This window comes from Promicromonospora xylanilytica, from assembly GCF_054782895.1.
The window spans coordinates 64,887-76,975 of record NZ_BAAGRP010000021.1 but is presented as its reverse complement, the minus strand read 5'-3'; the positions used below and the strand labels follow the sequence as shown (position 1 = coordinate 76,975).

Here is a 12,089-nt window from a genome sequence, read left to right as displayed (position 1 = left end):
CTCGTCGGGGTACTTCCGTGGTGCAACCATGCTCCAGATCCTTCCGGGTCTTCGATGTCTCCATCAAACCCGGGGCTTGACACTGAGCAGGCGCCTTGACCAGGTGGACAGCGACCTCCGGGGTACCGACAAGAAGAAGCGTCGCCCCAAGCCGCGCGAGTGGACGCCGCCGGGTTCCGGCGTACCCAGCACCGAGGCGGAGGTGGCGGAGGAGTCCGAGAGCGCAACCCCTGAGCCCGTCGACACCTCGTGGATGCTGGAGGAACGGGAGCGGCGCATCACTCCCCGCCGCTCGATCCTCTGGGTCGACGACCACCCTGAGAACAACGCGATGCTCTCGGAGTCCTGGCGCCGTGACGGTGCTGCGGTCGATGTCGCGCGCTCGACCGGCGAAGCGATGCGCCTTCTCGACGGGCGCCGGTACGGCCTGATCATCTCGAACATGGCGCGACGCGAGTCGGACGTGGCAGTGCCCGACGCCGGCCTGCAGTTGCTGACGCAGGTCCGGGCCATCAACCCGAACGTGCCGCTCGTGCTGTACGGGAACGTCGGCTCGCTCGAGCAGGCAGTGCGGGCTGCCGGCGCGAACCTCGTCACCGACTCGACGTTCGAACTGACCGAGTTCGCGAGTGGGCTGGGCATGTTCGACGGGTTGTGACCGGGACGGAGACCCACGACGGGCTCACCCGCTCCCGACCTACCTCGAACCGTAGATATCTGGTGAGCTGTGCCCATGGAGTCCGCGATCGAAGAGGCCCTGCGTTCCCGCGTCATCTCGTGGGTCCAGGAGCGCGCCCAGAAAAACGGAGGGTTCCTCTATCGCGACGAGCTCCTGAATTTCTGGATCGATGACCAGAAGCTTCCGATCATTGATTTCTCGCGTGGAATCCGGAACCCGACATCCTTCTCCACGACACTCTCCATCATCACCGCCGCCAACGGGCCGTACGACGACACCGAATCCGAGGACGGATTACTGCACTACGCCTACCGCAAGGGCGATCCCTGGTCCAGCGACAACCGGAAGCTTCGCAACGCCCTGACCACCGGTGCACCCCTCATCCTGTTCCGCAAGGAGCAGCCCAACATATACACACCGGTCTCGCCGGTCTATGTTGTCGAAGACCTTCCGGAGGAGCGGTCGTTCATCATCGCTCTCGACGAGTCGTTCAACTTTGTTCCAGACATCACGAACATGCCCGACCCCCAGCGAGCCTATGCACGGCGCCTCGCAAAGCAACGCCTGCACCAGCCTGCGTTCCGTACCCGAGTCATCGTTGCCTACGACACCCGGTGTGCCGTTTGCGAACTCAAGCACGGCTCACTGCTCGACGCCGCACACATCGTTCCCGACTCGGACAAGCTGGGGGCGCCTACGGTGAACAACGGGCTCGCCCTCTGCAAGATCCACCATGCCGCCTACGACCAGAATCTGCTGGGTGTTACGCCCGACTTCGAGGTGCGCATCGCTCTCAGGCTGCTTGACGAGATCGACGGCCCCATGCTGAAGCACGGTATCCAAGAGATGCACGGTCGACAGCTCCAGCTCCCCAAGAAGCGTTCCGACCGACCAAGCCCGGATCTGCTTGCATGGCGGTACGAACGCTTTGGCAGCCTGGTCTAGCAAACTCTGACTGGCCTCCACGTAGAACTCGTGCGCGGCTCAACCTCTGCGGGTTTAGTCCTGCACGAGCATCTGGAGCTCGCCGATCCGAACCTGGGTGCTGTTGCTGGGCGCCGTGAAGTCGATGTGCCCCTCCTGCGTACCGCCCTGCCAGTCAACCGACCAGTGCGCCGTTCCGGTCAGCGTCAGGTTCCCCGGGCTGTTGTTCAAGTCGGCACCAAAGCCACATGTGGGCGACGGTTCCGCACTGTTGCGGCCGTCGTAGGGTGTGCCAGATGCGTTCGCTCCATCACAGGTGATTGCACCAACCGTGGTGCCACTCGCGTTCGTGAGAGTCCACTCCACGCGATCGAGCGTTCCCGTGGCGGTGACTGTCAGCGCACCACCACTCGCTGAACTCTCGATCGGGCCGATCGCGTTCCCCGCGTCACTGTCGATCCACAACCAGATCGGGAGGCCGATCGTGCCAACCGAATTCGGATTGCTGGTCGATGCCGGCGGCGTCGAACCGATCGGGCCGGTGGTGAGGTTCATCGCGGCGACGGCGCGCTGGGCAAGTTCCTCGGCGGAGGGGCCTACTGGGGCCGCAGGAGTGGCTGACCAGTAGTACGAATGACCCGGGCAGTTCTCCAAGTTTCCTCCTGCCTCTGCGCATGCAGGAGGCGTGCACTCAAGAACGACTCCGTCCCCCGGCTCGTGTGCCTCCCACGCCGGGTCACCCGCAGGTGGCTGTGGGCTTGCATTGCGCACGTAGCAATCGCCATCCCACGCCCCGTACGCAGTGCTACATGGAACGACTTCGCCAAGGTCGCGACAGACATCTTGCCCACCGCCGCCGACGTCGCCCTCGTTATCGCCGCCACCTCCACCTCCACCTCCACCGCCTTCACACGGAATCACAACGCCGTTCGGAAGCGGCGTTGGCGTGCACTCATCTGCGATAGCGGCCGGAGGGGCCACGAGCAGGACGAAAACGGTAGCCAATGTAGCCGCCATAGCGACTAGATGACAACGCACTACCTGCCTGACCTTCGAGATCAACATGCCTGCTCCGGATGCGGATCCTGCACATTAATCGTCCAGAAGCTGTTAGGTCCTTGATGCCGCATTACATAGTCGAATCGATAGCGGATAGGTGCACCAGCGGATCGGGCAGTTTCTTTGCCATCTCTCGAGAAGTTCCGCACGTCAGCGAAATCAACGCAAGCATTGAGATGAACCTCTTCGTTTCCAACATCCGATGCCTTGTACTCGGCTACATCCATCGACTCCACCGACGCAGCGCCCGTTGTGTAATCGCCTGACGCTGCGGATTCGGTGTAGGCGGGCCGAAGCGAGGAGCGCAGCGCCGGATGCCCCCAAAACGGTCTGAGTTGGGTGTCCCAGTCTTTGTACCCGTTATTCGCAACCGTCGCAGTAATCTCGTAGTACTCCACGAGCCGCGCCTTCGCGTCGGCGATGTTCTTGGCCTTGATCTGCTCTGGCGTCGTCGGCTCGGGTGACGCAGTCGGAGACGGCAGGGCCGTGGGGCTCTCGGACTTCGAGGGCGAACTCGCCGGCGACGACGATCCCGGCCCAGGCATCGCACCTTGGACCGTCTCCGGCTCGAACACCCCCGAGCGCACGACCGCGAACCCGGCTACCGCAATGAGTGCGACTCCGATGAGGACGGCGATGGTGCGCGTGGGCGTGATGGCGGACGAGACCATCCGGCGACTCCCTCAACTTCGGGCAGAACTCAGTGAACACGGCCGTAAGCAAGGGTGCGCTACATCCGTCTTCCCGGCAAGGTGTCTCCGTGATAATTCACAACATCTTGCCAACGCAAGACAACGGAGATCCAGAATCTGGTCATGACATCACCCTTGCGCTATTGAACGTTGTGGCGTTTCGTTGCGTATACGCAACTCAGGTGGCGGATGCTGAAGTATCTCTACAGGCTTGGCCTCATGAGCCAACTCATCACTCCCGAGACCGACCCTGTCCCCGCGGGCTATGCCGAGTTCATCGCAGACCTGAAGGATCGCGTTCGAACTACTCAGCAGCGGCTGGAAGAAACGTTCTCGGAGACCGTTGTGGTCTGGCCAGGCGTGGAGGGCCTCCCCGAAGACGAGATCGCGAGGGTCGAATCATGAGCTTCTTCCAGCGCACCGAGGACCTCCACCCTGACGGATTCGAGGACGTCGTCGGCGAGCTCGTCGCCTCGATCCGGCGCTCGTTCACGGGTGTTGTCGTGGACCACCTCGAGGACCTTCTCGCCGCACCGCTCCGCCACATGTGCCTGGTCGACCGACACCTGATCCTGACCGAGGACGGCCGCGACTACACCGTCGACCTCTTGCTCTTTCATGTCACTCAGATGCGCTACATCGCCATCCAGGTCCAGGCCGGCCGGTTCCACCCGGCCCTCGTCGCCCGCACCCGCTACATCCTCCAACTTGTGGATGATGTGGTCCGCGTGCCCGAGGTCCACTTCCCAACCGTCGGTGTTCTGCTCTGCACCGACGCCGCGGCTGGCCAGAAGCCCGGCCCTGTCGCCATCACGCTCTACGACGACGTCCCACCCGCCGACCAGGCCGACCTTCCGCTTCCAGTTGAGCTCACCGCCGTGATCGATCGCTGCCTCGACACGACTGGGCAACCACCGGCATCGCAGTAGGTCACTCTGTGTACAGGTCCTCCACGAGTCGCGCCCGTGCCTCAAGGATCTCCAGACTGTCCGACGACGACGCCGTGGTCGCCTCGCCCGCCACGTCATGCCAGGTCGGTTCACCGGCCAACCGGAACTGGCCGCGCCATGTCGTAGTGAGCGAGATGGTCGCGGCCCCCTTGCTCACGTAGGCGTGGGCGATCGTGTGCGCCGGGTAGGGCGCACCGGGGTCGGTAGTGGCCAACGGAGCTGATCCATCGCCGAAGTCCCACGAGTAGCCACTCGGAACCGCCCGGATCTGTACAGGTATACCGAACAAGCTGGTGCTCATTGTGCGTGGCTGGGCGTCGGTGAAGGCGATCGTGTCGACATTGACGAGTGTCCAGCCGTTCGGCGGCTGCACGTTCACCGGAGACGGTTCGATCTGCATCTCCTGGAAGGCCCGCGCTGCCGCCGCCGGGATGTCGACCTGCTGCCTGCGCTCGGCCAGACAGGACTCCTCCTCGACCATGTCGGCGTCAGACCAGCCTCCCGATTCGCGACGCTGCTCGAACAAGGCGCCGACCGCGCGCTCGTCCTTCTCGCACTCGATCCCGGCGTAGGCGAGCTGGTAGCCCTCGTCGCAGGACTCGGCGAAAGCGGTCGCAACGCTGAGGTTGCTCAGCAAACACATTGCGGGCGTGACACGCCATTGGCGGACAGGCGAAGGTTTAGAGGAACCTGATGGCTTGTAACTTGCCCCGGGCGTCGTCCCCACCAGTGACGTTGGAAGTTCCGCGGAGACACGTACTGAATCTTGGCTACTTTGCCCCTCTATGTCGCCGAGGACTCCCGGCGAAATCGCCGTCACAGCCGCAAGAACTAAGGCGGTCATGGAGATCACAGGTCAGCCTCCGGGATGGGAGCTACTGTTACAACGACCCAGTCACTGCCCTTCAAACCCATCTCAATCCGGCGACTGAACGACTTCGAGTCAACCGAATCAAGTTCACTACCGTCCCTACCGGAGATCCGAGATGTCTTCTGTAAAATTTCCGCATCCAATGGGTATATTCCTGTGAGTTCGTCACGCTGATAGAGCTGCGTCACGGATAAGGTCGACTCACCCCCCGAATAGGCCCAGCCGCCGTCGGCGATCCGCTCAGCCTGCTCAAGCGCATCCTCACAAAACCCACACGCCCGATGCGACATCGCCTCGAACTCCTCGGTATACCCCGTCGCCATCACATACGGGTAGAGCTCGATGAAGTATTCCGCCGCCGCAGCAGCCCCCTCCGCGTCCTTGCGCTTCATCGCTTCCGGACGCTCCGGTCTGACCGGCAAGGACGGGGAAGGGCTCGCGGACGGCGAAGCCGACGTCGGCCCGCCTGAAGGGGTCGCATCCGGGGTGGTATCGGTACAGCCGGACAAGACCAGTCCGACTGCGACAGCCAGCCCCACCACACGTATCGCCGCGTTGCCCATCCGCGCCCCCTCGCCGCTCAAATCCCCGCCGTTGCGTATCCGCAACGGGCGAGAATGACGCTAGCCGGGCCCACCCGATCCGGAAAGCGGGCCTTGTGGATAACTCTGGGGATCAGCCCCGCGGCGTACGACCCGCGTCTGCCCCACGACGACGGTCCTGCTCGTCCACCTGGGCCAGCAGCTCCTCGGTGTCGGGCTCGGGCTCCATCGCGAGCTGTTCCAGGTGGTCGCGCAGACGATCCACGAGCCGGCCCACCGCGTCGCGTCGCCCGGAGGCGATCTCCGCGCGGATTCCGTTGCGCCACGAGCGCTCGTCGACGGGGTCGGCGAGCCGGCCCACCTGCGACGCATGTCGCGCCATCGCCACGTCGCCCGCAAGCAGTGCCCGGCGCGCCACCTCGTGGGACACGTCCACCACTCCTGACGAGATCGTGTGCATCAGCTGCTCGGCCCAGACGTACTTGCGTAGCGGCACGCCCTCGAACGGTCGGCCACGCACCATGTCCAGGGCGGCGAGCAGATCCGGCGTCGGCGTCTGCGTGAGGTCCGGGCCGACGAGGTCGCAGAACGAGTGCCAGTCCGTCTTCACGCCCCGCAGCCGGTATCCGGCGGACTCGAGGTCGGCCTGGCCGCCGTCGTCCGCGGACCAGTAACGCGGCAGGTACTCGTACCCGCCCGGGTCCGTACCCAGCCAGCGGCGCGCCCGCGAGACCGCGGAGCGCCGCGTGGCGAGGTTGGGCTCACGCGACGGCCACAGTGCCTTCGAGATGTCGGAACCGCGCGAGCCGGGGTTGAAGGCGAGGAAGGCGATGAGCTCGGTCGCCTGCCTCTGGTGCGTCGACGGCAGCTCCACGCCGGTCGTACCGGCGAGCTCCACACTCCCGAGTACCCGAACGACCGGGGCCTCGACCACCTCCGGCCTGGCCTCGACAGGCTCGGCCACCGCGCGAGACGCCGGCTCGACCGGCGACACCGGCTCACCTCGCCCGTCAGGAACCACCGGCGTACCCAGCGGCGGCGTCGCCACGCTCACCGCGGCGGTCGCCCACGGTGCAAAGCTCGCGGGCCGCTCACCCGAGGTCGTCGGAGCGGCGCCGCCCACGGTCGCCGTCCCGTAACCAGGTGCTGGTGCCGGCCCTGATCCCTCGCCGACCAAGACGTCCGAATCCGCGGCACCGGCGCGGACAGCGTCCATGGGGATATCCTCCAGCGTCGGTTCGGTGCGGTCGATCGAACGGCTCCAGCTGGGGCCGGGTGCGGTCTCGGGGTCGGCCAACAAGGCCAGGGCTTGTGCGTAGGTGGCGGCGTCGAGCTGCTGCGGACGCACGGCGATGTAGGCGGGCATGAGGATGCCGCGGGTGGTGTCGCCGTTGGTGAGCTCGCCGGTGAGGTCGAGCACCCAGTCACCGACCTCCGCACTGGAGGTCACCGCCGCGATCCCCACACCAGGGACCCGTTCGACGAGGCCCTCGAGCTTGGTGCGCTCGACCAGACCGAGCCGCTCCCCCACGAGCAGGATCTCGGGCGTCCAGGCGTCCGTGGCCAGGCCACGGCCGCGCGCGTCGGCGACGGAGCTAGCCCCCACCTGGTCGAGCGTGCGGTCGACGTCGGCCGCGCGGGCCTCCAGCTCCCGGATGATCCCCGCCAGGCTGGAGACGTGCCGGACCCGGCCCGTGTCGACGACGCCCGGCAGCTCACCGAGGGTGCCGACCACGGTGACTTGCAGGTCATCGGCCCAGAGACTCGTCGCCAGCTCGACCGCGAGCGCCGCGAGCGTGGCCTGTGCGGCGGCGTCTGTGCCGCGGATGTCGAGGCACGCCATGTTCTCGAGGTCGAGCATGAGGTGCGTGTCCTCGTCGTCGTGGCCGACGGTGACGAGGGCTGGGTAGGGCGCTTCGCCGTCCTGGGTGGCGGGGCTCGTCGAGACCTGGGCGGCCGCCGCGGCGTCGCCGGCCGCGAGCTGCCAGACGAACCGGTCGGTCGTGCTGATCCAGGGTTCGGGCAGGTCGGCGGCGTGCTCGAGGTAGAGCTCGACGAACTCGCCGCTCTTGAGCCGCGCGACCCGTACGCCCGGGAGCGGCAGGCCGCGTTCCCGGTGCCACTGGGCGAGGCTGCGCAGGGCACGGTCGACCTGGTCGCGCCCGAACGGGTCCTCGACGGTGCGGAGGTCGCGCTCCAGCGCTCCCGCCGCAGTGTCCGGTCCGGGCACGACGACGGTCTGGCCGGGCTCGCGGCCCTTGCGTGCGCGCCGCCGTTTGACGGTGACCAGGGCGATCAGCCCGGCAGCGAGGAGTCCTCCGACGCCGGCGGCCGTGCGGATCCCGACCGTGTCGTCGACGTCCTCGACCACGTCGGAGACGACGTCGGAGACCGCGCCGGTCGCCGCGTCCAGCATCGATGCTCCACTGCCTGCCGCTGTGGCGGCTGCGCCGGTGGTTGCCGCGGCCGTGGCGCCGGCGGTCGTGACACCTGCCACGTCGACGGGTGCGAGGGTCTCGACGGGGGCCGCCGCTTCGACGGACGCCTCCACAGGCGCTGCGGCCTCGGTGGGCACGAACGTCTCGACGGCGACCTCGGGTGCGTCGTCCTCGACGGCGGGTTCGTCCGATCCGAGCTCGTCGGGGAGGACCTCCTCGGTCACCGCGCCACCGGTGCTGTCGGCCGCGCCGGGCTCCGGCAGGACCGGGGCCTGCTGGCCTTCGGTGCGGTTCTCGGTGGCTTCGTCGCCGTTCGACGTCGAGTCGCCGCCCCAGGTCGTACCGCTGCCGGACGCGGTCTCGTCGTCCGAGGGCTCCTCCTGCGGCAGGAGGTCGTCCGCGATCAAACCTTCGCCGGGGATCGAGTCGCCCGGCGCCCGGTCCTGCGGGGCGGACTCGTCCGGCTCGAGGTCGGGTTCGTTCCGGAGGTCTTCCGGCGTGACCTCGTCGAACTGCTGCTGCGGCTCGGGCGCCTCCCGCGGAGCCGGCGGTGCCTCGGGGACAAGGGTGCCCTCCGCGGTCTTCTCGGGGGCGGGTTCCTTCTCCGACCCGCCGATGCCCGCGGCGCCGGTCCCGGCGTCGGCGGGGTCGGGCTTGCCGGAGTCGTCCTGCTCGGCACCGCGCTGGTCGGCGCCCTGGCCGGACTCGTCCCGGTCCGCGGCGGGCACCTTGGGGCCTGCGTTCTGACCCACACGGTTCGGTTGCGGAGCGGCGGGTGCCTCGCCGGCGGGCTGCTCGCCACGCGGCTGCTCGTCGGACGGCCCGTCCTGCTCCACGGCGCCGTTCCCCGCGCCGCCCGGTTCCTCGATGTCCTCCGGCTCGACCTCGACGGCGCCCTCTGGCGTCACCTCGGCGGACGGCTCGGGCGCGGCGCTCTCGGCGTCCCGCTCGGACGTGTCGGCCTGCTCGGGCGCCTGGGACTCCCCGCTCAGCCCGGCGGCTCCGCCGGCGGACTCCGCGGAGTCCGGCTTCTGGGAACCCGATTCCTCAGCGCCCGCCGCCTCCTCACCGGAGGTCTCCGTCGACTCGGGGGGCGCTGGCGAATTGTCACCCGCCCCGCCCTGCGAACGCTGCGCGGCGCCGTCGCCACGGGAACCCTCGGTCCCGTCGACCGCCGCCCCCGTGCCCGGGACCGTCACGGTCCAGCCCGGGAGGATGAGGTCGGGATCGGTGAGCCGCTCCCCGCCCGGCTGCTCCGTGTCCCGCGACGCCTCGAAGACCTCCGGGTACTTGGTCCCGTCCCCGAGCTCCTCCTCGGCGATGCCCCACAACGTGTCGCCGGACTCGACGACGACCTCGGCGTCCGCCGGCGCGGCGCCAGGGTTGCGCACGTCGACGGTGCCCGAGCCGTCCGAGCCCGGGTCGTCGGAGCCGTCGTCCGCCGCACTCTTGGACGGCGCGATCCCGACCGGGTCGTCGCCGGAGCCGTCGGTGTCCCCAGAGCCCGTGGACGTCGGCGACACCCCGGTCTCCACCGCCGCACCCGACGCCTCGGCCGGCAGCAGGAGAACCCAGCCCGGCTCGATCCAGTTCCCGGCGTCGAGCGAGCCGCCGTCGGCCTGCGGCACGCCGTAGTTGAGGTCGGCGATCTGCTTGAACCGCGCCCCGTCACCCAGGGTCTGCTCAGCGATCCGCCACAGCGAGTCGCCGGGCTGCACGGTGTAGGTGGCCGGCGGCGCCTCGTCCGCCCCGGCACGGTTGCCCGCCCGCTCTGCGGCCCCGGCTGCCTGGTCACCGGTCGGAACGGTCGCCTCCGGCTGGGCAGGCGCGGACACGACAGTCCCGGTGGCCCCCGTCTCGAGGGGCGTGGTCGCCGCCATCGCAGGCGCTACGGTGGGCGCGGCGACGAGCATCGTGATCACAGCGCCGACCAGCACGGACGCGGCACGCTGCTGCGCCCCGAGCCCGCGTACGCGGGGCGACCGACGGCCACGCAGCGCCGCGACGACCTCGATCACCACGGCGATCGCGAACGTCAACCACGCGATCCAGCCGACGACCTTGACCAGCCCGATGAGCACCGATCCCGTCACGTCGGGCGTGGTGAGCACCGAGACGACTCTGTCGAGGCTGACCGGCCCGGTCCACACCGGGCCGCCGAGCAGCCACAGGCCGACGGGGATCCCGACGACGAGCGCGATCAGCAGCAGCGCGGCGCCAAGACCCCTCATCACGCGTGCGCCCGTCCCCCGCTGCGGTTCGCCGGGCACACCCGACACCGCACGACCCTGGACTGTCGAGGTGCTCATCAGGATTCCTCCTGTCCTATCCCGCGGACTGCCCGCGCCTCTGCGTCGGCCGTGACACTGAGCGAGCTGATCCCGATCAACGTCAGGAACGTGGTCTCGTAGGTGACCTGGGTCCCCACGTTGACGGTGGCACCGTTGACGGCGGTCACCCCGCCCCGCACCCCCAGCGCACCGAGGGTGTCGGCGGCGGCCTGGGTCGCGCGCGCGGGGTCCACCTCAGGAGGCAGCCCCAGCTGGGCGCGGTCGATCCGAATCTGCTGCGCGGCCGCCCGCGCGGCCTGGTCGGCGGCATACTCGGCCTCGTCCTCGGCGTGCAGCCGCCCTCCGCCGTCGACCACCAGACCGATCGCGATGATGAGCGCGGGCACCATGCCCGCCGCGAGGATGTTCACCTCGCCCCGCTCCCGCATCGCCCGACCACCCGACGGCGACCCGGCCACCCGGCCACCCGGCGGTGTCCCCGTCGTCCGCACGCGCCGCACCCACATCCGCCCAACCCCCCTGGTCATGACCGCCCCCGGTACGCGTCCAGCACCGAGGTGCCGGTCGCGCTGATGGTTCTCGAGCCGGGCGCACCCGGCAGGCCGAGGTCGCGCAGCGGCACCACGCACTCCACCCGTACGGTGATCGTCCCGACCGTCCCGAGCGGCAGGCCGAACGCGTCGGTCGCCGGCATGACCGACGTCGACGCGCAGCGCACGCCCGAGTTCACGAGGGTCGAGGTGGCCGTCGACGTCGCCTGCGTGCCGGCCACGGCAGCCGTCCGGCTGATCGACGCCGCCCGCGCGGCCTCGTTCGCCGCCGACTGGACAACGCCCTCGGCAAGGACGATCCGCCCCGCCATCACGAGCAGCAGCCCGATGAGCAGCAGCATCGGAAACACGACAGCGGTGTTGATCGCGACGTTGCCACGCTCGAGGCGACCCTCGCTCATGACCCCACCCCCGACGTGAACCGCTCGACGGGCCCCGTGGCCGACTGCTCGATCCGCAGCCCGCGGAATCCCGGCACGATCGAGGGCGCCAGCCCCGTCACGGTCGCGGTAGCCATCTCTTCCCCACGTGTCACCGACACGTCGACCGTCGCGAACGCGTCGCCCCCGCGGTCCAGGCGCGCTGCCGCTTCCGCGTACCCCGAGTCCACGGTGCCACCCTCGACGCGCGCGGCCTGGACGGCCCCGTTCGCCACGGACTGCGCCGTGTTCTGCGCGTGGAAGTAGAGCATCCCTTGCACCATCGCGAAGATGAGCATCAGAACGATCGGGTATGTCAGAACGGTCTGCAGAGAGGCGGCACCGCGCTCGTCCATGCTTTACGGCCCCCCGAGCTGCGACATGTAGCGGTCGACGAGGCCCTTGATCGCCGCGCCGAGCGCGATGGCGATGCCGAGCCCCACGACGGACAGCACGACCACCTCGATGGACTCCAGCCCTGCCTCGTCGGGCTCGCCCGAGCGCTCCGCGGCCAGCCGGCGGCGGAGCTCGGCCGAACGCTCGGCGAAGCGGGTGTTCAGGGCGTCGACGCGACCACGCGCCGCAGCCGCGCGCAACGAAGCCCGTGCGGCGACGCGCGACGTCGCCGACCGGCCCTGGCTCAGGTGCTGGTTCATGTTGACTCCTGGGGTGC

13 protein-coding genes are annotated in these 12,089 nt (G+C 68.6%); 4 read left to right on the top strand and 9 right to left on the bottom strand.

What is annotated here, in order from left to right; genetic code table 11:
* Positions 1-103 precede the first annotated feature (103 nt).
* Positions 104-658, top strand: coding sequence for a response regulator (locus tag ACYVK7_RS17575; RefSeq protein ID WP_460889019.1), 555 nt, complete (start codon positions 104-106; stop codon positions 656-658).
* A gap of 75 nt (positions 659-733) precedes the next feature.
* Positions 734-1,624 (top strand): HNH endonuclease, encoded by an 891-nt coding sequence (locus tag ACYVK7_RS17570; RefSeq protein WP_460889018.1) that lies wholly within the window; start codon positions 734-736, stop codon positions 1,622-1,624.
* Positions 1,625-1,678: 54 nt separating this feature from the next.
* Here ACYVK7_RS17570 and ACYVK7_RS17565 read toward each other — a convergent pair whose 3' ends face one another.
* Both ACYVK7_RS17565 and ACYVK7_RS17560 read right to left on the bottom strand, forming a co-directional pair.
* Positions 1,679-2,158 (bottom strand): hypothetical protein, encoded by a 480-nt coding sequence (locus ACYVK7_RS17565; RefSeq protein WP_460889017.1) that lies wholly within the window; start codon positions 2,156-2,158, stop codon positions 1,679-1,681.
* 503 nt (positions 2,159-2,661) lie between these two features.
* On the bottom strand, positions 2,662-3,333 hold the full coding sequence (locus tag ACYVK7_RS17560) for a hypothetical protein (RefSeq protein WP_460889016.1): 672 nt from the start codon (positions 3,331-3,333) through the stop codon (positions 2,662-2,664).
* Between the two features lie 210 nt (positions 3,334-3,543).
* Between ACYVK7_RS17560 and ACYVK7_RS17555 the strand changes: the two genes are divergently transcribed.
* Together ACYVK7_RS17555 and ACYVK7_RS17550 are read left to right on the top strand one after the other, a co-directional pair.
* Positions 3,544-3,759 (top strand): hypothetical protein, encoded by a 216-nt coding sequence (locus tag ACYVK7_RS17555; protein ID WP_460889015.1) that lies wholly within the window; start codon positions 3,544-3,546, stop codon positions 3,757-3,759.
* A complete protein-coding gene (locus ACYVK7_RS17550; RefSeq protein ID WP_460889014.1) occupies positions 3,756-4,283 on the top strand; it encodes a PDDEXK nuclease domain-containing protein in 528 nt (175 codons plus the stop codon). The genes ACYVK7_RS17555 and ACYVK7_RS17550 overlap by 4 nt, the downstream gene beginning before the upstream one ends.
* A gap of 1 nt (position 4,284) precedes the next feature.
* Here ACYVK7_RS17550 and ACYVK7_RS17545 read toward each other — a convergent pair whose 3' ends face one another.
* The 7 genes from ACYVK7_RS17545 to ACYVK7_RS17515 form a co-directional block, all read right to left on the bottom strand.
* A complete protein-coding gene (locus ACYVK7_RS17545; RefSeq protein WP_460889013.1) occupies positions 4,285-4,941 on the bottom strand; it encodes a hypothetical protein in 657 nt (218 codons plus the stop codon).
* Positions 4,942-5,153: 212 nt separating this feature from the next.
* Positions 5,154-5,738: a DUF6318 family protein gene (locus ACYVK7_RS17540; RefSeq protein WP_460889012.1), complete on the bottom strand. Its 585-nt coding sequence runs from the start codon at positions 5,736-5,738 to the stop codon at positions 5,154-5,156.
* 112 nt (positions 5,739-5,850) lie between these two features.
* Entirely contained in the window at positions 5,851-10,464 is a 4,614-nt protein-coding gene (locus ACYVK7_RS17535; RefSeq protein ID WP_460889011.1) for a LysM peptidoglycan-binding domain-containing protein, read from the bottom strand.
* Entirely contained in the window at positions 10,464-10,973 is a 510-nt protein-coding gene (locus tag ACYVK7_RS17530) for a pilus assembly protein TadG-related protein (protein ID WP_460889010.1), read from the bottom strand. The genes ACYVK7_RS17535 and ACYVK7_RS17530 overlap by 1 nt, the downstream gene beginning before the upstream one ends.
* On the bottom strand, positions 10,970-11,398 hold the full coding sequence (locus tag ACYVK7_RS17525) for a TadE/TadG family type IV pilus assembly protein (RefSeq protein WP_460889009.1): 429 nt from the start codon (positions 11,396-11,398) through the stop codon (positions 10,970-10,972). The genes ACYVK7_RS17530 and ACYVK7_RS17525 overlap by 4 nt, the downstream gene beginning before the upstream one ends.
* Positions 11,395-11,772: a TadE/TadG family type IV pilus assembly protein gene (locus ACYVK7_RS17520; protein WP_460889008.1), complete on the bottom strand. Its 378-nt coding sequence runs from the start codon at positions 11,770-11,772 to the stop codon at positions 11,395-11,397. Before ACYVK7_RS17520 ends, ACYVK7_RS17525 begins: the two co-directional genes overlap by 4 nt.
* 3 nt (positions 11,773-11,775) lie before the next feature.
* Positions 11,776-12,072 carry a hypothetical protein gene (locus ACYVK7_RS17515; RefSeq protein ID WP_460889007.1) on the bottom strand — a complete coding sequence of 99 codons (297 nt, stop codon included), beginning with the start codon at positions 12,070-12,072 and terminating at the stop codon, positions 11,776-11,778.
* Between the last annotated feature and the right edge of the window lie 17 nt (positions 12,073-12,089).